Genomic DNA, 22,497 nt, shown 5'->3' on the forward strand with positions numbered 1-22,497 from the left:
TTCCCAGCGTTCATCGGTTAGCATAAGTCTTGGCATGGCTTGAGGTTATGGTTACTTTTGGCGAAGCAAATTATAACGTCTTGTCATGCTGTCTAAAAATCACTCTCGAAAGATCAACAGACCCTAGATGACCATCAAAATATAACAACAGCAGAACAGAGCTGCTATTGCAGTTTCGTTCCAGCGCATTAGGCAGTGTTGTAGTATATCGCGAATAGTTTATTCGGGGGAGCTTTAAGATATCCAGCATCTTAGCAGGGCTAAGCTCTACGCTAGGCAGAGCGAAATACAATAAGGCACAACGTATTCAGTGAATGAGGTGTATTAATTACACCCTATGGAGTCTAGAGTCGCGCTTTTGAGTTGAATTTTGGCACATGGAAATATTTACAACTCACTCCAGCGTCTCAATAAATTGTGGTACACGCCCGTAAGATTAAACAACTCTTGTTCTGCTGCCTGCTGAGCAGTGAGTGTTTGAATCGATTGATCTAGTTGAAATAGCAAGCGGCGCTGGCCTTCATCTCGCACCATACTTTGTAACCACATAAAGGCGGCCGTACGCTCACCCGACAGGACTGGCGTGACCTGATGCAAGCTGCTCGATGGATACAGCACTAATGAACCCGCTGATAATTTTATGCTTTGTTGGCCGTAGGTATCTTGGATAACTAATTCGCCGCCCTGGTAAATTTCTGGCTCACTGAGAAATAATGTCGCTGACAAATCGGTACGGATCATCCCATCAGTGGTTGAGCGGATAGCATTATCTATATGATATCCAAAGGTTTCCCCACCTTGATAACGATTAAATAACGGCGGGTAAAATTGTAATGGCAATGCTGCTGAGACAAATAATGGATGTGCAAGTAGCCTGTCCATGATTTGTTGACCTACCACTACCGCAACCGGATCGTCCTTATCCAACTGTTGATTGCGCTTACGAGTACTCGCCATGGCCCCTGAAGTTTGGTTGCCATCAATCCAACGGCGGGTATCTAATTGTTCACGTAATTGACTGACTTCTTGTTTAGAAAAAACATCAGGGATTTCAATAAGCATCTCATTATTCCATTATATAAAAACACACGGGTTGACATGATTTATAAGGATTATAAACATAAAAGGCAGCCCGAAGGCTGCCATAACATTAGCGCAATTCCAGCATTAAAAATGCATATCAGCACTTAACATGACTAAACGTCCTGGCGCCATATTCGCAAAATGCGCTGAATAAGCTTTATCGTAATAACGCTCATCCATTAAGTTTTGCACATTCAAACGTAGGGTTAAAAACTCGTTCATTTTGTAAGATGATACTGCATCAAAACGCCAGTAAGATGGGATTGATAGCGTATTGGCCGTATTACCGTAAACTTCGCCCATGTAATACGCACCACCACCTAGATTAAATGCCTCTGTAATGTCATAAGTGGTAAACAAACTAATACTGTTTTTAGCGGTATTAGGGAAACGATTACCATCATATTCCACATTAAAACCATTGCTTTCTAAGGTTGCATCTAAGTAAGTGTAACCACCAAAACCATGCCATTCATCGGTAAAATCGCCCGAAAAACCAAATTCAAAGCCTTTAACGTTTTGTTTACCTACGTTTTCTTGCGGCGCACCACGGCCAGCTTCGGTCGCAACGCGAGCATTATTTTTCTCAATTTGGAAAATTGAGCTGGTCAGAGACAAGCGGCCGCTGAATAAATCCCACTTCACACCGAGCTCATAGCTTTCGGTATCTTCAGGTTTTAAATCTTGGTTTGCTGTGGCTAAACCGTCGGCACCATCGCCATTAGAAGTACCCGGTGGGTTAGAGGATGTGCCCCAAGCCGCATAAATACTGCCATTTATAGTCGGTTTATATAACACTGATAATTGATAATTAAAGAAGTCATCCTCATTAGATAGCGCCAATGTGCCGTTATCGGATTCTGTTCTGAAATCATCCCAACGAATACCACCGTTTACCATCCATGCGTCGCTTAACTCAATCGTGTTAAAGGCATAAAGCGAACTGGTGTCGGTTTCCGTTTCAGTCACGATACCTTGAGTGATAGAACCGACCCAAGGATCATGCGGATTAGGATTAGTCAACGAGGTGCAGTTATAGCCCGCAATCATCTCAGCCGTACAGCCACCATTACGGCCATTACCAGCATCAACTACATAAGGCTGGTTACTGGTACGCTCATTACTGAACTCGGCGCCAACAGCAAAACGATTTGGCATGCCCGCTAACTTCGCCTCGCCAGCTAACTGCAACTGAGTTGCTAGGCTTTTCGTCTCGGAATTACGCGATTTAGTATTGCGCCACACATTACCATTAACAACGTTACCCGCAGTGTCATCGGGGTTGGTGACAATATAATCGTTAGTGTTGCGGCTATAAACTGAGGTAGACGTGAACTGGAAATCATTGCTTAAATCATGGCTTATTAATACTGAAGCGGTGTCATCCGTATTGTCACGAAAATCACGCGACAACAAACCATAAAAATTATCAGGATTAACATCAACTGGCTGTCCCGTACTTTGATCGTAAGGGATTCCATAATCAGGCACATCGTGATTTTCAAAGTGATAATACTCTAACGTCACTTTAGTTGGTGTCGTCAAACCAAACGTAACTGAAGGCGCAACGCCCCAACGGTTACCTGAAACCTCATTCCGTCCAGGTGTGTCTGCATCATGGGCCATCACATTGAGGCGCACTGCAGCTTCGTCGGCAATGACGCGGTTAATATCTAGACTAGCGCGAGTTAACGAATCTGTACCGACGGCTAAATCGAGGTTTATTGCATCTTCTGCATTCGCTTTTTTGGTAACAATATTGATACTACCACCTACCGCACCGCGGCCGCTATACACAGAACTCGGGCCTTTAAGCACCTCAATTTGTTCTATATTGAACGTTTCACGGCTTTGCGAACCCACATCACGCATGCCGTTAATAAAGGTCGATGACTGCGCATCGTAACCCCGAATAAAAGGCCTATCACCATAAGGGTTACCACCCTCGCCTGTGCCAAGGCTAATACCTGGTGTTGCACGCAGGGCATCTGTAAAAGTTTGGGCGCCCATGTCTTTGATAAGATCTTGATTTATTATCGTTACTGTTTTTGCACTATTAAGCAGATCTTCAGTAAATTTCCCTGATTGTACTTTTCGGTTGTTATAGCCCAGATACTCGCCGTTCACTTCAATATGTTCGACTTTCTTATCTGTTGCAGGTACCGGTTGATCTGCTGCCATCGCTGAAGCAGCAGAGACTGCCATCCCTAAAGTTAACGATCCCAGCATGTGAGCGCCGAGTCGAACTCGACCATTACGACGTTGAGCTATTTTCATCAAGAAACATTCCTATCGCGAAGAGTTAGTTATTGTCGTGAGCAATATCACGTATTTACCGGCCGCTAATATAAGGAAAGACTACCATATGATCAATAATTATTATCATTTGCATTACCAATACAGCTAATACTGCAACACGCATGCTTTTAAAATACAGACAAGCTTACGGATGATTATTAGATTTTAATATTTAATTAAATTAGCTAGTTAGGAGTTAACTCTGGATAGAAATACTTACTATACATAATGATGCGCTTCTTTTATGCAACAACATTACATAAGATGATTAAAAATAATGTGGGGGATAACATCAACTAACGGCGTGTAAACGCCAAAAAACTTTGCAGCATAGGTACACATGCACCATTATCAATGGCAGCTTACGATTTTAAGATGAAGCAAGGAAAATGGCTCTATTGCACAATTGTATTGATGTTTAACTACGCAAACCTCGGATAAATGATTAAATACCTATAAACTAGCCTCACATTTATAGCGACCTCATCTAAGCTATAGACTGTAATCAAGATTGCTGTTGGTAAGCAACTTTTCTAATAGCCTTGTACATGTCATCCCGCCATGATTTAGGCTCACAAGAGGACAAATTTAGGCATGAACGTCAATTTTATAAACCCTTTTCTTCAATCTCTGCTTAATGTTCTTTCGACCATGGCGAGCATGGATTTGACGCCAGGGAAACCCCAAATCAAGTCAGATAATTTAGCAAAAGGAGATGTGTCAGGTTTAATCGGTCTCGTAGGCCCTCAAACTAAAGGCTCACTGTCGATTACATTTGAACAAAAGCTGGTTCTGCAAATTATGCAAAATATGCTCGGTGAAAATCCAGGTAAAATTAACGACGAAGTGACCGACCTAGTCGGTGAAATAACCAATATGGTCACTGGCGGTGCAAAAAACTTATTGGGTCAAAAAGGCTATGAGTTTGAAATGGCCACCCCTATGGTGGTATCAGGAAAAGGCCATACTATTTCCCACAAAGCCAGTGGCACTAAAATTATCATGCCATTCACCAGCCCATACGGAGCAGCTTATATTGAAATTTGCTTTGAAAAATAGCGACGCCTTGATTAGCCATAATTTCTTATCCCCATACCGCTAAAGAAAAACGGTGTTCAATACACCGTTTTATAATTTAAAACTTGTTCATCATTGCAAATGATGTCATCACACTAAGCACACGGCCACCCTTGGCGTGAGCTTTGTAACAAGTTCGTAAGCGATAGTCCCTATATGTTCGGCGACTTCTTCCACAGGGAGTGCCTTACCCCATAGTAATGCGCTATCGCCAACCTTATCCTGAGCATCTTGACCTAAGTCGACCGTTAACATATCCATAGATACGCGGCCTACAATCGGTACCCGCCGACCATTGACCCACACGGGTGTACCTTCGGGTGCATTGCGTGGATAACCATCACCGTACCCAATCGCCACTACGCCTAAGCGCGTATCTTGCTTCGCGGTCCAGAAACAACCGTAACCCGCGGGTTGATTCGCTTTGTGCTCACGCACCGCAATTAATTGCGATACTAGCTCCATTGCGGGCACGAGCCCATGATTAGCCCCACAATCACCGGTGACAGGTGACACACCATAAAGCGCAATACCGGGACGTATCCAATCGCCTTGGCTTTGTGGCCAATAGAGTGCGCCAGCTGAGTTGGCTAAGGTTCTAAACCCTGGCAAGCCGGTCGTTAATGTATTAAAAGCCGCCATCTGTACTGAGGTATAAGTGTTATCAGGCTCATCAGCACAAGCAAAATGCGTCATAAAATGAATTGGTTTTGCGACATTTACACACGCCATTAAGCGGGCGTAAACCGTTGAAAACTGCTCGGGCGTAAAGCCTAAACGATGCATACCTGAATCTATTTTTAACCAAACTGTAACGGGTTTCGTCAGCTCAGTTTGCTCTAACATTTCAAGCTGAGAGTCGTGATGCACCACAGTGTCGATATCATGCTCGACCAGCAAAGGCAGGTCGGTAGCGCGAAAAAAACCTTCTAGCAATAACAAACGGGCTTTAACACCGCCTGCTCGCAATTCTAAAGCTTCATCTAAACGCGCCAGCCCAAAGCCATCAGCACTGACTAAACAATGGGCAACATTTAATAATCCATGACCATAGCCGTTCGCTTTAACGACAGCCATCACGCGACTGGTTGGTGCCTGTTGGCGCAACTCAGCTAGATTGGTTTGCAGTGCACTACTGCTAATTTCAGCACGGGGAAAAGGGTTCAAAATTTACCTTGTTTACTCAGGAAATAAAAAGTCACGGATAATCAAAACAACACATCAGCACTGTCAGTCTTCTGCAAACGTAAATCTAATTCAATAAAAAAGCTTAATCTTCTTCAAACTGCGGACCCGCGTAATTATCGAAACGCGAAAACTGCCCTTGGAAAGTTAATCGTACCCGACCAATAGGGCCGTTACGTTGCTTACCAATAATGATTTCAGCCGTACCTTTATCTTGAGAATCGTTGTTATACACTTCATCGCGATAAATAAACATGATGAGATCCGCATCCTGCTCGATAGCGCCCGATTCACGCAAATCCGAGTTTACTGGACGTTTATCAGCACGTTGCTCGAGCGAGCGGTTAAGCTGAGACAGAGCGATAATAGGAATTTCTAACTCTTTAGCTAACGCTTTTAAGGAGCGTGAAATTTCCGAGATTTCTAGAGTACGGTTATCTTTCAAGGCGGGTACCTGCATTAACTGCAGGTAATCTATCATGATCATCGATAAACCACCGTATTCTCGGGCGATACGACGCGCACGGCTACGGACTTCGGTTGGCGTTAATCCGGAGCCATCATCGATATACATTTTACCTTGCTCAAGCATAATGCCCATGGTCGATGAGACTCGCGCCCAATCCTCGTCATCAAGTTGACCAGTACGAATTTTAGTTTGATCAACGCGGCCCAAAGAGGCCAGCATACGCATCATAATCTGTTCTGATGGCATCTCAAGGCTGAAAATAAGCACAGGCTTGTCTTCATTCATCGCCGCTTGTTCGCATAGGTTCATTGCGAAGGTAGTTTTACCCATAGAAGGACGCGCGGCCACAATCACTAAATCGCCTGCTTGGAAACCTGCGGTCATTTTATCGAGATCATTAAAGCCACTCGATACACCTGTCACGCCGTTATGGGGATTATTGTAAAGTTGCTCAATCTTATCGACAGTTTTTTCGAGGATCGTTTTAATATCCTCAGGACCTTCGTTAACATTGGTACGCATCTCGGCAATTTTGAAAACTTTACTTTCGGCTAAGTCGAGTAACTCGCTCGAATCGCGACCTTCAGGATTGTAGCCTGCATCGGCAATTTCGTGTGCAACGCGGATCATGTCACGTACAACAGCACGTTCACGGACGATTTCAGCGTAAGATAAAATATTACCCGCACTTGGGGTATTTTTCGCAATTTCACCTAAATAGGCAAAACCACCGGCATCTTCTAATTGATTTTCGACTTCTAGTTGCTCAGAAACCGTGATCAAATCGATCGGTTGTCCCTGTTCAACCAATCTGTGCATAGCAGCAAAAATCATCTTGTGTGAGCGGGAGTAAAAGTCCTCTTTGACTACGGCCTCAGCCACTCGATCCCATGCTTCGGCATCTAACATCAAGCCGCCTAATACCGATTGTTCAGCCTCAATTGAATGCGGTGGCAGCTTGAGTCCATCTAGCTGCAAATCTCTTGGCTTACTTTTAGGCTTAAAAGCACCTTGTTGTGACATTAACACTCCCGATTTCCAACAACTTAACAAAATATGATATAAAACCCGCGTCAAGCAAACAGGATGTTTACACTTGCCTGTTATTTCATTCCAACGGACACTCTAAAAAAACAATAAGGAAAGAACATGCGTATTACATTGGTTGCTGCCCTAGCACTAACATCCGGCGTGGTAACCGCCGACGAAGGACAATGGCAACCTTATCAAATGCCTTCAATTGCAGACAAACTCAGTGAACGCGGAATCAATATTCCAGCAGAACAATTGGCCGACCTGACACGTTATCCTATGAACGCCGTTGTAGGACTGGGCTATTGTACCGCCAGTTTTGTCTCGCCCCAAGGGCTAGTTGTGACAAACCATCATTGTGCCTACAAGGCGATACAATATAACACCAAGACAGAACATAACTATCTAGAACAGGGCTTTTTAGCCACATCAATGGACAAGGAACCCTCTGCCGGTCCTAACGAGCGTTTATACATTACTGAAGCAGTAACGGATGTCACTGCCAGTATCATGAAAGATCTCAGCCAAGATCCGTTAACGCGTTATGAAGACATTCAAAATCACAGCAAAGCACTGATTAAAAACTGTGAAGCCGATGACAACTATCGCTGCAACGTCCGCAGTTTCCATAACGGCTTAGAATACTACTTAATCAAGCAATTGATGATCCGCGATGTGCGCTTAGTCTACGCACCACCTGAAAGTGTTGGAGGCTATGGTGGCGATATTGATAACTATGAATATCCACGTCATTCGGGTGATTTTGCCTTCCTACGGGCTTATGTTGGTAAAGATGGCAAACCCGCCGCTTATAGCGACGATAATATTCCTTACCAGCCAAAGAGTTACCTTAAGATTAATGCCGATGGCGTAAAAGCCGGTGACGGCGTGTTTGTGGCGGGTTACCCAGGCACGACTAGCCGTTACAACCTGACCAGTGAACTTAAATTTGCCAGTGATTGGTTGTACCCAACCCAAGCTAAGCGCTATCAATTACAGATTGATACTATCGAGGCTATGGGACAAAAAGATGCCGATATCGCCATTAAGTACGCAGGTAATATGGCCTCAATGGCTAACCGGATGAAGAAACTCAACGGGCTATTAGCAGGTTTTAAAGCAACGGATATCATTGGCATTAAGCAAAGCCGTGAAGATAACTTTTTAGCTTGGCTTAAACAAAACCCTAAGCTAAATCAAAATCTCATTGCTGAGTTAGAAGTGTTACTCACCGAGCAACAACAAGCGTTCCAAAGTAATGACTACTTTACCAATGCCCAATCGAGCACATTGTTAACCGCAGCAAACAGTCTCTACCGTCTTGCTAAAGAAAAACAAAAGCCCGATGCCGAGCGTGAGCAAGGCTACCAAGAACGTGATATTGCAATGCTAAGCTCACGTCTTAAACGTATCGATTCAAGTTTTGATGTCACTGTTGATAAGACTTTGTGGCTACAGAATTTAAATGCTTACCTTAGCCAATCAAATCGCGTAGCTGCACTCGATGAAATGCTAAGTGTGAACACTAAAGATGCCGATCTCGCAGCTAAACTCGATGGTTTGTACTCACTCACTACGCTCACAGACCAAGCTAAGCGCCTCGCGTGGATGAATGCCGATGCTCGCGCTTTCGAAACCAGTGCAGATCCCTTTATTCGTTTAGCCGTAGCACTTTACGACACGAATATGGCACAGGAAAAGTCAGAAAAAATCGTAGACGGCAAGCTGTCTAGTGCTCGCCCTGATTATATGGCGGCCGTGATCGAATACTACAAAGCAAACAACTGGCCAGTCTACCCTGACGCCAATGGTACGCTACGGATCAGCTATGGCATGGTTGATGGTTATCAATCACGTGATGCGCTCTATAAACAGCCGTTTACTCGTCTTGATGGCATAGTCGCAAAACACACAGGCGTTGAGCCCTATAATGCGCCGAAAAAACTCCTCGATGCGATTCACGAGCAACGTTTTGGCGATCATCTGGTGAAGTCGGTTTATCAAGATCCCCGCGGCTGGATTTGCAGACTCTTCTCTTGTTTAGATAAACCAGAAGAATTTAACTCAGTACCGGTTAATTTCTTATCCAGCGTGGACACCACAGGTGGTAACTCCGGCTCACCCGTCTTCAACGGCAAAGGTGAGTTAGTGGGCCTTAACTTCGACTCAACCTATGAGGCTATCACTAAAGATTGGTTCTTCAACCCAACCATCACTCGCGCAGTACACGTGGATATTCGCTATATCCTGTGGATGATGGATGAAGTGGATCATGCCGATAACTTAATCCAAGAATTGGATTTAGTGAGAAATTAATACTCAGTACTAAACACTGACGCAATTAAGCTAAACCAAAGCCGCATTATAGCCAATGCTGTAGCGGCTTTTTAACTATTCAGACACTACAGCATCACTACTGCATTGCTTCACCCGTATCAAAACCAAAGTATCTTCGCAACACTCAAAGACGAAATTACAGACATAAAAAAACACCGCCTAGGCGGTGTCTCTTAATGTATTAAAGCGAGTCGTAATTAAGCTTCTGCAACCACAGAAACTTTAACAACAGCTTTAACTTCAGTGTGTAACTGAACTTCAACTTCGAAGTTGCCAATAGTACGCAGAGCGCCTAATGGTAAACGAACTTCTGATTTAGCCAGCTCAACACCAGCAGCAGTTACCGCATCAGCGATGTCACGGTTGCCAACTGAACCAAACAGTTTGCCTTCATCACCCGCTTTAGAAGCGATAACAACAGCTTCTAGTGCAGCGATTTTCTCAGCACGTTGGTTAGCAGCAGCTAAGTCAGCAGCTAATTTAGCTTCTAATTCAGCGCGACGAGCTTCAAATACTTCAGTATTTGCAGCATTTGCAACTACCGCTTTACCATAAGGTAAAAGGAAGTTACGAGCATAACCGGCTTTAACTGAAACTTGGTCGCCTAAGCTACCTAAGTTTGCAACTTTATCTAGTAAAATAACATTCATTATCAAATCCTCTATATTCGATTAGGAATACTGCAAATTACTGATGTAAATCAGTATATGGCAGTAGAGAAAGATAACGAGCACGCTTGATAGCGCGAGCTAGTTGGCGCTGATATTTAGCACTAGTACCAGTGATACGGCTTGGAACAATCTTGCCGCTTTCAGTGATGTAGTTCTTTAAAGTAACGATATCTTTGTAATCAATCTCTGCAACACCTTCAGCGGTGAAACGGCAGAACTTGCGACGACGGAAATAACGTGCCATGTTGACAGTCTCCTAAGTTTTCAATTCGACATTTTCGGCATGGATAACTAAGCGGTTTTGACCATTACGCCCCTGTTGAAGCGTCATAAAGCCTTGCACTTGTACTTCCACACCTGCTTTCAGATCATCTGCTACGCTTTCAAAGCGTGGGCCACTCAATATCACTTGAATTTGTACGTAGACGTTGCGCAGCATATCTGCTTCATAACGCTGCGATTTGTGTTCCAACATCATTACACTGTGTGCAATACCTGCTGGGCTTTTAAAGCGTCTTGAACGAGTTATCGTTCCAGATAACACCAAGTTATTGGTGGTCACAGATTACCTTACTCAGCGTTTTCTTCAGCGTGAGCTTCATCATATGAGCGTTCGCCAGCTGGGCCACGACGTGAATCGCGCTCATCTCTAGCTTTAGCCATTGGCGATGCTTCAGTAACGGCAACTTTAGTACGCATTACCATGTTACGCAGAACTGCGTCGTTGAAACGGAAAGCTGTTTCTAGCTCTTCGATCGTCTCTGCTTTAGCTTCAACGTTCATAAGAACGTAGTGAGCTTTATGCAGATCAAGAATTGGGTAAGCCAGTTGACGACGGCCCCAATCTTCTAAACGGTGAATTGTTCCGTTAGCTTCGGTGATAACACCTGTGTAACGCTCAATCATACCTGGTACTTGTTCACTTTGATCTGGGTGAACCATAAATACGATTTCGTAATGACGCATTTATTGCTCCTTACGGTTATGTAGCCTCGGTATTGGCTCAGTCAAACCAAATGGAGGCAAGGAACGAAAAATAGTGACTGATTTGAGCGCGAGATAGTACAGAAAGCAAGCCAGAAACTCAAGCAATAACTTTGCCTCGCTAATCAATACAGGTATGATGGCGCCTCACCTATATTCGGACGTCTGAAATCAGCTAATCAAGAATTAAACATAATGCTAAAAGCTATCGTGCCAATCAGTTTATTTTGTCTTTCATTTCCTGCGCTTGCGCTCGTCCCTCCAGACTATCAAGAACCACCAAGTGATTTTACGGCAGAAATTGAAGCCGGTTTGCAGCTGAATACCGGCAATAATGAATCAAGTAGTTTTAATGGCCGTACCCAGCTGATTTATGATACTGAACGCACTAAGCAAGAAGCCACGCTAAAAGCCTACTTTGCCTCCGAAAAAAGCCAAACAACCTCAGAGAAATATGAACTACAGCTACAGTCAAACTATAAGTTGACTAAGGGCTATGTCTTCGGTCGTGGTGATTTCACTTGGGATCAATTCGGTAGTTACACACAAATATCAACACTTTCTAGTGGTTACGGTTTTAATGCCATCAGTAGCTATAAAACCAAACTCAGTCTCGAAATTGGTCCCGGTTACCGATATAACCTGCCGGCAGAATCGGTCGATATTCCTGATCCTGATGCAGAAAAAGATATTATTTTACGTACTGCGGCTAAATTTTCCCAAAAACTGCAGGAATATAGCAGCCTAAATGCCGATCTGACTGCGGAAGTAGGCGAGAATAACAACACCCTCACCTTAGATATGAACTACAAGAATCTTGTGTTCCAAGATTGGGCATTTAAGATTGGTATGAACATTAAATACACTGAAGCCGTACCAGAAGGTAGCCAACAGACGGATACTATAACCACCTTCAACCTGCTTTATACCTTTAGATAAATCCATACTCAATAAAAATGCGCTTATAACGCGACTCACGGGTTCTCATTTTAAAACATGCTTGAGTATGCATACCTTGTGTCATCAGGTCTTCATAATCTTTCACGTAAAAACGAGGGCTTAATCAAGATTTTCTAACAATTTGCAACACAACATAAACACTAACCCCTGATATACTCTCCCCACGTTGTTATTTTTGTTGTGTTTTCGGAGTTGTATATGACTAATCCGCTACGCACTTTCGCCTCCTTATATAGCACTACTTTATTAATGGTATTGGCTGGCGGTTTACTCACAACCTATCTTGGCCTCAGGCTCTCGGTGATGCATGTGCCACAGATATGGATTGGCGGCATGATGTCAGCCTACTATATTGGTCTTGTTGCAGGCTCTAAAATTGGCCACAAACTGATCGCTCAAGTAGGGCATATTCGTGCCTTTGTCGCCAGTGCAGGGATAGTCGCCGCCTCAGCATTAGGCCATGCACTCGTGGATGAGCTATCAGTTTGGCTACTGCTGCGGCTGATTGTTGGTATGGGAATGATGTGCCAATACATGGTGTTAGAGAGCTGGCTTAACGAACAAGCTGAGAGCAACCAACGCGGTACTGTATTTGCCAGTTATATGATTGTTTCTTACTTCGGCTTAATCTTAGGCCAAGGTGCCATCAGTATTTTCCCCGAATTAGGTTTAGAGCCGCTACTGCTTATCGCCATTTGCTTCTCACTCTGTATCGTACCAATTTCACTCACCCGCCGTCTTCACCCCGCACCTTTAGTACCGGCACCGCTTAAAATTACCCATTATTGGAAAAAAGCACCGCAAGCACTCACTACCATAGCGATTGGTAGCATGATAGTCGGTTCGTTTTATGGTCTCGCGCCAGCCTACGCTAGCAATTTAGGCTTACCACCAGAAAAAGTCGCCACTTATATGACAGCAACTATTTTAGCGGGATTATTGGCGCAATGGCCGATGGGAAAGCTATCTGACATTATGTCCCGCAGTCGCCTCATTCGCATCAACTGTGTATTGCTCGGTGTCTTAGCTTTGGCGATCACCCTCATCCCCTACCATCCCGTTATTTCACTGGTAATGACTTTTCTATTTGGTATTTTAGGCTTTACTTTTTATCCACTGGCTACAGCGCTTGCCAACTCACGAGTCGAGCAAAATGAACGAGTCGGTTTATCCGCCACCATTCTATTAACCTTTGGCTTAGGTGCCAGTATCGGCCCCCTCATCGCCTCTACGTTAATGCAATGGTTGGGTAACAGCATGTTATATGGCTTCATGTCGGCCTGTACCTTAATTCTGTTTATACGTTTACATTACGTGCATTCAAAACAAAAAGTCGAAACCAATGTGACCCAAGATTATATGATGGCAACAGGTGACTTAGTCTCCTCACCACTGGCAGCAGCATTAGATCCACGAGTTGATGTTGAGTCGATTCAAGAGCATATGACGCCATCGTTTAACGCTGATGAGGACGAATATGATTTAGGAGCTGATGGTGTAGATGATGATGACGCGGTTGAGTGTAATGAAGAGCAACTCACCTTTTGTTTCGATACTTGGCAAACAGACATAGAAGCGACTCAAACCGATAGCACTGATAATAATCAAGCTAACGTAGAAAAAGCCTTTAGTTAAAAAATGCTCATAAAAAACGGCTTGACTGTAGATACAGTTAAGCCGATTTTGATTACCACAAGCATGGTATCACTGCGTAGTTTAAATGTTAACTACGACGCTGACGCACAGCTTCAAATAGACAAACACCCGTCGCTACCGATACATTCAAGCTAGATACACTGCCCGCCATCGGAATTGAAATCAGCGAATCACAAGACTCGCGACTTAAACGGCGTAACCCTTTATCTTCGGCGCCCATAGCAATCGCTAGCGGCCCTTTAAGATCGGCTTGATAAAGTTCGCAATCGGCTTCACCAGCTGTGCCCACAATCCACACACCTTTATCTTGTAGGTGGCGCATAGTGCGCGCTAAGTTCGTAACTTGGAATAACGGTACAGTTTCTGCTGCGCCGCAGGCCACTTTACTCACCGTCGCAGTTAAGCCGACTGAGTTATCTTTAGGCACGATAATACCTTGCACTCCAGCCGCATCGGCATTACGTAAGCAAGCACCTAAATTATGAGGATCCGTCACGCCATCCAAAATCAACAGGAAAGGTTGCTCAGTATTAGCAAGCAACACATCTAAATCTTGCTCATTTAACACTTTAGCGGCTTTGACGCGCGCCACAATACCTTGATGTTGGCTGCTTTCAGCTTTGTCATCTAAAACCTTACGAGACGCCAACTGAATTGTTGTCCCGAATGATTTGGCTTCATTAGCCAAGGCCGTTAAACGCTCATCATCGCGACCTTGTAACAACCATAATTCAATAATGCGCTCAGGGCTGTGCTTTAACAGGGCTTCAACTGCGTGGATCCCAAAAATAATATCTTGTTTTTTCATTTATTTCTTTCTCGTGCTCCGCTTAGCGGCTTTTGGCTTAGTAGCCGGATCTTTTTCTACTGTTGTCTGAGCTTTAGTCGCCGCTTTAGCCTTAGTGCTAGTTTTAGCTTTAGGCTTAGTACTCGTTTTAGTACTAGCCTTAGGTTTGGCTTTACCTGCTTCAGTCTTAGCTGTAGATGTCGCGGTTTTGTTCGTTTTACCTTGCTTAGCGCCTTCGCGATTAACGCGCTCACGGGCGGTAATCGGCTTATCACGGCTAGCTGACGACTTACGCTTACTACCTTTGCCATCGTCACCCAACATCACTAAGTCAATCTGTCTGTCATCTAGGTTAACCGCCGCGACTTTCACTGTCACAGGATCGCCCACTTGATAAACTTGCTTAGTATGTTCACCTATGAGTCGTTGGCGCATAGAATCAAACTGATAGTAATCGCTACCTAGGCTTGAAATATGCACTAAGCCATCGATAAACAACTCATTTAAGCGCACGAACAAACCAAAGCTGGTGACCGATGCAATCACAGCCGCGAAAGTATCGCCGACATGATCTTGCATAAACTCGCACTTCAGCCAATCGCTGACATCACGAGTCGCTTCATCAGCACGACGCTCAGTGGTTGAGCACTCTTCACCTAATTTTTCGAGCTCATCGAGTTGATAATGGTAGCCACCATCCTGCGTCCACTTCTCAGTGGTTTCACCCTGTTCTTTTGCTAGTAAATAACGGATCACTCTGTGTAAGACTAAATCCGGATAGCGGCGAATAGGCGATGTAAAATGCGCGTATTCTTCTAGTGCTAAACCAAAATGACCTTCGTTATCAGGGGTGTAAATTGCTTGGCGCATAGAGCGCAGCAACATCACTTGGATAAGCTCAGCATCGGGACGTTCGGCAATTTGTAACATTAAATTTTGATAATCTGACGGCGTCGGTTCTAAACCGCCACCCATCGTTAAACCACGCTCAGCAAGGAACTCTTTAAAGTTTGCCAGTTTTTGCTCAGATGGCGCTTCATGCACGCGATACAGCACTTCACCTTTATGTTTCTTGACAAACTTAGCCGCAGAAACATTGGCTAAAATCATGCATTCTTCAATAATTTTATGGGCTTGATTACGACCACGCGGGACGATTTTATCAATCTTACGTTGCTCATTAAAAATGAACTGCGTTTCCATCGTCTCAAACGCAATCGCACCACGCTCGGCTCTTTGCTCATCGAGTGCTAAATACAATGACTGTAAACATTGTAGATGCGGGAATAAGGCTTCATGCTCAGGCGCAATCGGGCCACCTTCTAACATATCCGCGACTTGGGTATAAGTGAAACGGGCATGGGAATGCATCACCGCCGGATAAAACTTATAACCCGATAAATTACCTTTAGCAGACACAGTCATCTCGGCGACCATACATAAACGGTCGACATGAGGATTGAGCGAACATAGGCCGTTAGAGATTTTTTCTGGCAGCATAGGGATCACTTGCGACGGGAAATACACTGAGTTACCACGGGCACGCGCTTCGGTATCTAACGCAGAATCGGTACGTACATAGTAACTTACGTCTGCAATCGCAACCCATAAACGCCAGCCGCCACCGACCTTTTTCTCTGCATATACGGCATCGTCAAAATCGCGAGCATCTTCGCCATCAATAGTCACTAAAGGTAAATCGCGCAGGTCGACTCGGCCAACTCTATCAGCGTCGGTCACTTCATCGGGAATACGACGCAATTTTTTCTCGATAGCGGGAGACCAAGTATGAGGTAAGTCATAGTTACGCAGGGCGATTTCAATTTCCATCCCCGGCGCCATTTGCTTACCGAGTACTTCTGTCACTTTACCCGCAGCCTTAACAAAACGACCTGGGCGACGCGTTAATTCCACCACCACAACATCGCCTTGACGAGCGCCGTTACGATCTTCATCTGCGACCAAAATTTCTTGGGTAATACGCTTATCATCGGCGATGACAAATGCCATACCACTATCAAGATGATAACGGCCAACAATTGCAGCGCTTCGTGGCTGGATCAGACGAACTAAACGCGCCTCACGACGTCCTCGGCGATCTGTGCCCGCTTTTTGCGCCAGCACTTTATCACCGTGGAAATACATCAGCATATCGCGGTTTGAAATAAATAAGTCATCACCACCTTCATCGGGTTTGAAAAAGCCAAAGCCTTCTCTGTGCCCGATGACAGTACCGGAGATCAGATCCATCTTCTCGGGCAAGCCATAACTCTGCCCGCGAGTGAATACCAACTCGCCATCGCGTTCCATCGCACGTAAGCGACGACGCAGGGCTTCAAGTGGCTCTTCCTCATGGATGTTTAATGCCGCGGCAATACTGTCACGAGTGATAGGTGATTTCTGAGAACGTAAGTAATCGATAATATACTCACGGCTTGGGATAGGGTTTTCGTACTTATCCTGTTCACGCTCAAAATGAGGGTCTTTTATCATTCAATATCCAAATAATGTGTCTCTAGATTGAGAGACAACTTAACGGCTTCGCAGCTGTTCTTGCTGGGCCCGCGCCACTGCACTGGGGGGCATTTTAGCTGCTAACGCCTTCAGTAAAGACAAGGCTTTTTTCTGCGTCGCCTCGTCTGTAAATACATCGTTATATAACCAGTGATAGGCCATCTCGTAATCCCGAGGGCTACCATAACCTTCACTGAATAAACGCACTAACGTCATACGAGCGGGTAAATCACCACTTGCAGCCGCAGGCAGTAAATAATGTACTGCCCTTTCTTTATTGCGGATGACAAATTTCCCACTCTGATAATACTCGGCAAGCTTTAACATCGCTTCTGAGCTACCTTGTTCGGCCGAGTCACGTAACAAAGCAATACCCTTTGCAGGGTTAGCTTTTACACAGGTTCCATGGTTGAGCATTTCGCCCCATAGAAACTGATATAAAGGCTGTTTTAAGACTTGGGCTCGCGCCTCAATGTCTTGGACTAGCTGGCAATCATCATGTTTCACTTTTGCTAAGTATTGATTGCTACGGATCAAATCAAGCAATTGATCTTGGCTATAAATATCCACCGCCTCCGTTTGTGCAAAGCACATTGAAGAGATTAAAGATAATAGCGCGATCAGTGCAGTACGTAGCATAACAACTCTCAATGACAATAGAATGAATACATACATCGGCAGTATAACCTATTTCTTGAGTTTGAGCTGGATTTCTAACCGTTGAATTAAACAGAGAAAAGCGTATATATTTGTAGAAAAGGCTAGAAACACGGCCTTAATTGAGCGGATTCACTAAAATCAGAGGGGAGCTACAATAAGACCCAATATCGATAAGTCTATTGGTGTTTCTAAATAACCTCAGGACGTTTGATATGAGTAATAACGATCAGTATGTCGTTGTTCAGCATACAGCAATTTCTGCCATATAAACACGCTGACTCTGCTGATAATCAGCCATTGCAGGCGTATCTATAATATGTGCTCGTAATCTACAACTTAGACGTGCAGAGCGCAGCGATATAATAGCGAATTCAAGGCCGAGGCCAGTGATATTACATCTTCTTTACCATGGATTTTTTATACAAAAACCACAAATATGACGATGCCAATTGTCACCAACACGCCACCAAACCGCTGAATAATATGCTGATGTTGATGGGACAATTCATTTAAATAGTACCGCCATTTATTAGGGAATAACAATGGTCCAACCCCTTCCAAAATCAGCACTAATGCCACCGCCAGCATAAAAACTTGCAAGGTCATACTTACCCCAAACTGAATCGTTGAATACCAAAAAAAGAGTATATCAGCACATTTAATTACGAGAGCCTAACGGTCTCATCATTAATTTTAACCAATAAAAAACCCAGCAAAGCTGGGTTTTTTGATATTCCAAAGACGAATTAACGCTTAGAGAATTGTGGCTTACGACGTGCTTTACGTAGACCCACTTTCTTACGCTCAACTTTACGAGCGTCACGGGTAACGAAACCAGCAGAACGTAGTGATGGACGCAGAGCTTCATCTAATTGCATCAGAGCACGGGTAATACCGTGACGGATTGCGCCTGCTTGGCCAGTGGTACCACCGCCTTTAACAGTTACATAGATGTCCAGCTTATCAGTCATTTCAACTAACTCTAATGGTTGACGAACAACCATACGAGCAGTTTCACGACCAAAATACTGATCCAAAGGACGTTGGTTTACAACGATGTTGCCACTTCCTGCTTTAGCGAATACGCGAGCAGTAGATGTTTTTCGACGGCCAGTGCCGTAATACTGAGTTGCAGCCATTTGCTTAAATCCCGTTTAGATATCAAGAACTTGAGGTTGTTGTGCAGTGTGGTTATGTTCTGCGCCAGCGTAAACTTTTAGTTTACGGAACATGGCACGGCCCAGAGGACCTTTTGGTAACATACCCTTAACTGCTTTCTCGATGATCATTTCTGGCTTTTGCGCTTGCAGCTTTTCAAAGCTGATTTGCTTAATGCCACCAGGGAAGCCTGAATGCGAGTAGTACGTTTTGCCTTTCGCTTTGTTACCAGTCACAGTCACTTTTTGAGCATTAACAACGATGATATAATCACCGGTATCAACGTGTGGCGTGTATTCTGGCTTATGCTTACCGCGTAAACGGATAGCGATTTCAGTTGCGATACGACCTAAAGTTTTGCCGTCTGCATCAACGACGAACCAGTCACGAGTTACGGTTTCTGGTGTAGCAGTAAAAGTCTTCATTATTACAAAAACCCAAAGTTAATTTTCTGTCTCACATGTTATCTGCGTTTGCAAACAACACAAAATTGCCTTTTAGCACCCCTTCGAGCACTGACTTCGGCTTACAACTTCCGCCCAATTGGCGGAGTAACGTGGGCAGGCTGCGGAGTATAGACAAAGCTGAGTTAAAAATCACCTGATATTTTGATAAAAACAATAAAACATCACCCTATAACAGCTAGCAATCTAACGATTAAGCCGTTGTAGGTGATTTACTACAAGCACTAAAGCAAAATGCTGACGTTGGACCGTTAAGGAAGGTGCTCTGTTTTTAAATAATCGTGGGATTGCATTTCAATCAAACGTGAGCAACAACGCTTAAATTCAAAGTTTAATAGGCCATCTGCGTAGATATCTTCAAGTGGCACTTGGGCAGATATAATCAACTTCACATTACGCTCATAAAACTCATCTACCATTGCTAGAAAGCGTCTGGCAATATCGTCTCCCGTTAAAAATGCGCCCATTTGTTCGACGCCACTGACGAGCACTGTATGGTACTGCCGTGCCAATTCCATATAATCGCGCTGGCTACGAGGACCGTCGCACAACGCTCTAAAATCAACCAATAGTACGCCTTGTGCTTGCTGACGAATACCAATGTTGCGTCCATCTATTTCGATGTCTGCGGTAAGTACCTCAGACTCAGGCGCTAACTGGCTGAAATAACGCATAAGATTAGCATCGGCTTGTGCATCTAACGGATGATGATAAATCTCCGCTTGCTCAAGGGTGCGTAGTCGATAATCGATGCCAGAATCCACATTGAGTACTTCACAATGTTGATTAATTAAGGCTATCGCAGGTAAAAAACGCACCCGCTGTAATCCATTTTTATAGAGATCATCGGGAATAATGTTGGACGTTGCAACGAGCACAACACCTTCTTTAAATAACGCTTGAAACAGCGTACCCAATAGCATCGCATCGGTAATATCTGAGACAAAAAATTCATCAAAACAGATAACGGTATATTTAGCCGCCATTTTTTTTGCGATGACTAACAAAGGATCGCGTACACCTTTTAATTCATCCAAATCATGATGTAATTGATGCATGAAACGATGAAAATGCGCGCGCAATTTTTTATCGCCAGGTAAAGCATCAAAAAACGTATCCATCAGATATGTTTTACCACGGCCAACACCGCCCCAAAGATAGAGCCCTTTCGGTGCTGCTGGTGCTGATTTAATCCCCATAGCCGCAAACAATTTTCCAAGACCAGAACTGGGCGCTGCCGATGTCGTTAAATCTTCAAAAACGCGTTGTAAAGCTTTAACTGCAATTTCTTGAGCCGGATCATGGGAAAAACCATCACGGGTGAGATCTTTTTGGTAATGTTGCCAAGGGCTTAACTGAGGCACGTTTTGATTCTCTTATATGTCAGTTATTAAAACTAACGCAATATTAACACGGCCAATGTGGCGCAGGATATATCAATACAAAATGCAATTCAGGTAAAAAACGAGCTCAGTAGCATAAAAAGCGAGTAAATTGTGTTCAAAGAACTATGCTGTAAATCATTTCAGTTTATTGTGAACGAAATAAACTTTAACTTGAATAACGGGTGAACACCCCCATGTTTGATATTACACCGCTAATAAAACCGTAGAAATAGCCAATCAAAAATTAACATTTTTTAATATTAATGAACTTTTTCAATAAGGTGCGTGTCAGAATAGCTATCGAGGCAAGGAGCCTATACAGATTTGATCTGGCGCTCGTAAAATTGTTAATACATTACATCCGGATCGATTAACCATTACTTGGAGTTATGAATAGATGAAAACAAAATTATCTGTACTTTCAGCCGCAATGTTAGCCGCAACCCTGACTATGATGCCTGTTGTTTCACAAGCTGCGATTCCTCAGACGGTTGAGGGGCAATCGATGCCAAGTCTTGCGCCCATGCTTGAGCGCACAACTCCAGCTGTAGTGTCTGTTGCCGTCACTGGCACTCATGTTTCTAAACAGAGAGTACCTGATGTGTTTCGTTACTTCTTCGGCCCTAATGCGCCACAAGAGCAAGTACAGGAGCGTCCTTTTAGAGGCTTAGGCTCAGGTGTGATTATTGATGCGGAAAAAGGCTATATTGTCACGAACAACCATGTGATTGATGGGGCAGATGATATTCAAGTCGGCCTAAACGACGGTCGTGAAGTAAAAGCTAAATTAATTGGTACTGACTCAGAGTCTGATATTGCATTACTGCAAATTGAGGCCAAAAATCTGGTCGCAATAAAATCCTCCAACTCTGATGAGCTACGGGTTGGTGACTTTGCCGTTGCCATTGGTAACCCCTTCGGTTTAGGCCAAACAGTTACATCCGGTATTGTCAGCGCGTTAGGTCGTAGCGGCTTAGGCATTGAAATGCTAGAGAATTTTATTCAAACCGATGCTGCGATTAACAGTGGTAACTCCGGTGGTGCACTCGTTAACTTAAACGGCGAGTTAATTGGTATTAACACGGCAATTGTGGCGCCAGGCGGTGGTAACGTTGGTATTGGTTTTGCTATTCCAGCCAATATGGTGAAAAGTTTAGTCGCGCAAATTGCTGAGCATGGTGAAGTTCGCCGTGGTGTACTCGGTATTTCGGGACGCGACCTTGATAGCCAACTCGCACAAGGTTTTGGCTTAGATACTCAGCACGGTGGTTTCGTTAATGAAGTCACTGCGGGCAGCGCAGCAGAAAAAGCGGGGATTAAAGCGGGTGATATTATCGTTAGTATCGATGGTCGTGGCATTAAGTCCTTCCAAGAACTACGAGCCAAAGTCGCCACTATGGGCGCAGGTGCCAAAGTTGAATTAGGCATTATTCGCGATGGTGATAAGAAAACGGTTAAGGTCACATTAGGCGAAGCTAGCCAAAGTACAGAGTCAGCAGCAGGCGCTGTGCATCCTATGCTGCAAGGGGCTTCCTTAGAAAACTCCTCTAAGGGGGTTGAAATTACTGAGGTTGCTCAAGGTTCTCCCGCTGCCATGAGTGGCTTACAAAAAGGCGATATCATTGTTGGTATTAACCGCACTGCAATTAAAGATCTTAAAGCACTTAAAGCTATGCTAAAAGATCAAGAAGGGGCGGTAGCACTGAAGATTATGCGTGATAAGAGCATGCTGTATTTAGTATTACGTTAATTCCTACATTGACCACATTTTCAGCCT

General features: G+C 44.1%; 20 protein-coding genes. 5 read left to right on the plus strand and 15 right to left on the minus strand.

Going from position 1 to position 22,497, the window contains the following annotated elements:
- Nucleotides 1-387 precede the first annotated feature (387 nt).
- Together ACRN9H_RS17245 and ACRN9H_RS17250 are read right to left on the minus strand one after the other, a co-directional pair.
- The gene (locus ACRN9H_RS17245) at nucleotides 388-1,062 is read right to left on the minus strand and encodes a Fe2+-dependent dioxygenase (protein ID WP_432315386.1); all 675 of its coding nucleotides are present in this window, start codon (nucleotides 1,060-1,062) and stop codon (nucleotides 388-390) included.
- Between the two features lie 105 nt (nucleotides 1,063-1,167).
- A complete protein-coding gene (locus ACRN9H_RS17250; protein ID WP_432315388.1) occupies nucleotides 1,168-3,360 on the minus strand; it encodes a TonB-dependent receptor in 2,193 nt (730 codons plus the stop codon).
- Between the two features lie 615 nt (nucleotides 3,361-3,975).
- On the opposite strand from ACRN9H_RS17250, the gene ACRN9H_RS17255 reads away from it, so the two are divergent.
- A complete protein-coding gene (locus tag ACRN9H_RS17255) occupies nucleotides 3,976-4,440 on the plus strand; it encodes a chemotaxis protein CheX (protein WP_220772548.1) in 465 nt (154 codons plus the stop codon).
- A gap of 108 nt (nucleotides 4,441-4,548) precedes the next feature.
- Here the strand turns inward: ACRN9H_RS17255 and alr are convergent, their stop codons facing one another.
- The gene (alr, locus tag ACRN9H_RS17260; protein WP_432315390.1) at nucleotides 4,549-5,625 is read right to left on the minus strand and encodes an alanine racemase; all 1,077 of its coding nucleotides are present in this window, start codon (nucleotides 5,623-5,625) and stop codon (nucleotides 4,549-4,551) included.
- A gap of 103 nt (nucleotides 5,626-5,728) precedes the next feature.
- A complete protein-coding gene (gene dnaB, locus ACRN9H_RS17265) occupies nucleotides 5,729-7,135 on the minus strand; it encodes a replicative DNA helicase (protein WP_076501295.1) in 1,407 nt (468 codons plus the stop codon).
- Between the two features lie 126 nt (nucleotides 7,136-7,261).
- Between dnaB and ACRN9H_RS17270 the strand changes: the two genes are divergently transcribed.
- Nucleotides 7,262-9,460, plus strand: coding sequence for a S46 family peptidase (locus tag ACRN9H_RS17270; RefSeq protein WP_432315392.1), 2,199 nt, complete (start codon nucleotides 7,262-7,264; stop codon nucleotides 9,458-9,460).
- 218 nt (nucleotides 9,461-9,678) lie between these two features.
- Here the strand turns inward: ACRN9H_RS17270 and rplI are convergent, their stop codons facing one another.
- Genes rplI through rpsF form a run of 4 tightly spaced genes read right to left on the minus strand, consistent with a single transcriptional unit; the run spans nucleotide 9,679 to nucleotide 11,118 of the window.
- Complete coding sequence (gene rplI / locus ACRN9H_RS17275; RefSeq protein WP_432315394.1) at nucleotides 9,679-10,131, minus strand: 50S ribosomal protein L9; 453 nt, start codon at nucleotides 10,129-10,131, stop codon at nucleotides 9,679-9,681.
- A gap of 37 nt (nucleotides 10,132-10,168) precedes the next feature.
- On the minus strand, nucleotides 10,169-10,396 hold the full coding sequence (gene rpsR, locus ACRN9H_RS17280; RefSeq protein WP_006083042.1) for a 30S ribosomal protein S18: 228 nt from the start codon (nucleotides 10,394-10,396) through the stop codon (nucleotides 10,169-10,171).
- A gap of 12 nt (nucleotides 10,397-10,408) precedes the next feature.
- Nucleotides 10,409-10,714 carry a primosomal replication protein N gene (gene priB / locus ACRN9H_RS17285; protein ID WP_220772543.1) on the minus strand — a complete coding sequence of 102 codons (306 nt, stop codon included), beginning with the start codon at nucleotides 10,712-10,714 and terminating at the stop codon, nucleotides 10,409-10,411.
- 8 nt (nucleotides 10,715-10,722) lie between these two features.
- Nucleotides 10,723-11,118 (minus strand): 30S ribosomal protein S6, encoded by a 396-nt coding sequence (gene rpsF / locus ACRN9H_RS17290; protein WP_220772542.1) that lies wholly within the window; start codon nucleotides 11,116-11,118, stop codon nucleotides 10,723-10,725.
- A 213-nt stretch (nucleotides 11,119-11,331) separates the two neighbouring features.
- Here rpsF and ACRN9H_RS17295 point away from each other — a divergent pair, with 213 nt between their 5' ends.
- Both ACRN9H_RS17295 and ACRN9H_RS17300 read left to right on the plus strand, forming a co-directional pair.
- On the plus strand, nucleotides 11,332-12,075 hold the full coding sequence (locus ACRN9H_RS17295) for a DUF481 domain-containing protein (RefSeq protein WP_432315396.1): 744 nt from the start codon (nucleotides 11,332-11,334) through the stop codon (nucleotides 12,073-12,075).
- 219 nt (nucleotides 12,076-12,294) lie between these two features.
- Nucleotides 12,295-13,731, plus strand: coding sequence for an MFS transporter (locus ACRN9H_RS17300; RefSeq protein ID WP_432315397.1), 1,437 nt, complete (start codon nucleotides 12,295-12,297; stop codon nucleotides 13,729-13,731).
- 88 nt (nucleotides 13,732-13,819) lie between these two features.
- Here ACRN9H_RS17300 and rlmB read toward each other — a convergent pair whose 3' ends face one another.
- From rlmB to zapE, 7 genes are all read right to left on the minus strand, one after another.
- A complete protein-coding gene (rlmB, locus tag ACRN9H_RS17305; RefSeq protein WP_107881609.1) occupies nucleotides 13,820-14,560 on the minus strand; it encodes a 23S rRNA (guanosine(2251)-2'-O)-methyltransferase RlmB in 741 nt (246 codons plus the stop codon).
- The gene (rnr, locus tag ACRN9H_RS17310) at nucleotides 14,561-17,032 is read right to left on the minus strand and encodes a ribonuclease R (RefSeq protein ID WP_432315398.1); all 2,472 of its coding nucleotides are present in this window, start codon (nucleotides 17,030-17,032) and stop codon (nucleotides 14,561-14,563) included.
- 39 nt (nucleotides 17,033-17,071) lie between these two features.
- Nucleotides 17,072-17,728, minus strand: coding sequence for a flagellar protein MotX (gene motX, locus ACRN9H_RS17315; protein ID WP_432315399.1), 657 nt, complete (start codon nucleotides 17,726-17,728; stop codon nucleotides 17,072-17,074).
- Between the two features lie 402 nt (nucleotides 17,729-18,130).
- Nucleotides 18,131-18,319: a DUF2065 domain-containing protein gene (locus tag ACRN9H_RS17320; RefSeq protein WP_220772537.1), complete on the minus strand. Its 189-nt coding sequence runs from the start codon at nucleotides 18,317-18,319 to the stop codon at nucleotides 18,131-18,133.
- A gap of 140 nt (nucleotides 18,320-18,459) precedes the next feature.
- A complete protein-coding gene (gene rpsI, locus ACRN9H_RS17325; RefSeq protein WP_220772536.1) occupies nucleotides 18,460-18,852 on the minus strand; it encodes a 30S ribosomal protein S9 in 393 nt (130 codons plus the stop codon).
- 15 nt (nucleotides 18,853-18,867) lie between these two features.
- A complete protein-coding gene (gene rplM / locus ACRN9H_RS17330; protein WP_076502029.1) occupies nucleotides 18,868-19,296 on the minus strand; it encodes a 50S ribosomal protein L13 in 429 nt (142 codons plus the stop codon).
- 290 nt (nucleotides 19,297-19,586) lie between these two features.
- Nucleotides 19,587-20,699, minus strand: coding sequence for a cell division protein ZapE (gene zapE / locus ACRN9H_RS17335; RefSeq protein ID WP_432315401.1), 1,113 nt, complete (start codon nucleotides 20,697-20,699; stop codon nucleotides 19,587-19,589).
- Nucleotides 20,700-21,117: 418 nt separating this feature from the next.
- Between zapE and degQ the strand changes: the two genes are divergently transcribed.
- A complete protein-coding gene (degQ, locus tag ACRN9H_RS17340) occupies nucleotides 21,118-22,470 on the plus strand; it encodes a Do family serine endopeptidase DegQ (protein ID WP_432315403.1) in 1,353 nt (450 codons plus the stop codon).
- The last annotated feature ends 27 nt before the right edge of the window (nucleotides 22,471-22,497 follow it).

This window comes from Shewanella sp. MF08487 (assembly GCF_050848685.1).
Taxonomy (GTDB): domain Bacteria; phylum Pseudomonadota; class Gammaproteobacteria; order Enterobacterales; family Shewanellaceae; genus Shewanella; species Shewanella glacialipiscicola.

Excerpts from the sequence above, each read along its gene's own strand:
- rplM (WP_076502029.1), bottom strand. The coding sequence starts at position 19,296 with ATGAAGACTTTTACTGCTACACCAGAAACCGTAACTCGTGACTGGTTC.
- rplI (WP_432315394.1), bottom strand. The coding sequence starts at position 10,131 with ATGAATGTTATTTTACTAGATAAAGTTGCAAACTTAGGTAGCTTAGGC.
- motX (WP_432315399.1), bottom strand. The coding sequence starts at position 17,728 with ATGTATGTATTCATTCTATTGTCATTGAGAGTTGTTATGCTACGTACT.
- ACRN9H_RS17320 (WP_220772537.1), bottom strand. The coding sequence starts at position 18,319 with ATGACCTTGCAAGTTTTTATGCTGGCGGTGGCATTAGTGCTGATTTTG.
- ACRN9H_RS17245 (WP_432315386.1), bottom strand. The coding sequence starts at position 1,062 with ATGCTTATTGAAATCCCTGATGTTTTTTCTAAACAAGAAGTCAGTCAA.
- rpsR (WP_006083042.1), bottom strand. The coding sequence starts at position 10,396 with ATGGCACGTTATTTCCGTCGTCGCAAGTTCTGCCGTTTCACCGCTGAA.
- ACRN9H_RS17270 (WP_432315392.1), top strand. The coding sequence starts at position 7,262 with ATGCGTATTACATTGGTTGCTGCCCTAGCACTAACATCCGGCGTGGTA.
- ACRN9H_RS17255 (WP_220772548.1), top strand. The coding sequence starts at position 3,976 with ATGAACGTCAATTTTATAAACCCTTTTCTTCAATCTCTGCTTAATGTT.
- rpsF (WP_220772542.1), bottom strand. The coding sequence starts at position 11,118 with ATGCGTCATTACGAAATCGTATTTATGGTTCACCCAGATCAAAGTGAA.
- rnr (WP_432315398.1), bottom strand. The coding sequence starts at position 17,032 with ATGATAAAAGACCCTCATTTTGAGCGTGAACAGGATAAGTACGAAAAC.
- degQ (WP_432315403.1), top strand. The coding sequence starts at position 21,118 with ATGAAAACAAAATTATCTGTACTTTCAGCCGCAATGTTAGCCGCAACC.
- dnaB (WP_076501295.1), bottom strand. The coding sequence starts at position 7,135 with ATGTCACAACAAGGTGCTTTTAAGCCTAAAAGTAAGCCAAGAGATTTG.
- ACRN9H_RS17300 (WP_432315397.1), top strand. The coding sequence starts at position 12,295 with ATGACTAATCCGCTACGCACTTTCGCCTCCTTATATAGCACTACTTTA.
- ACRN9H_RS17295 (WP_432315396.1), top strand. The coding sequence starts at position 11,332 with ATGCTAAAAGCTATCGTGCCAATCAGTTTATTTTGTCTTTCATTTCCT.
- rpsI (WP_220772536.1), bottom strand. The coding sequence starts at position 18,852 with ATGGCTGCAACTCAGTATTACGGCACTGGCCGTCGAAAAACATCTACT.
- rlmB (WP_107881609.1), bottom strand. The coding sequence starts at position 14,560 with ATGAAAAAACAAGATATTATTTTTGGGATCCACGCAGTTGAAGCCCTG.
- ACRN9H_RS17250 (WP_432315388.1), bottom strand. The coding sequence starts at position 3,360 with ATGAAAATAGCTCAACGTCGTAATGGTCGAGTTCGACTCGGCGCTCAC.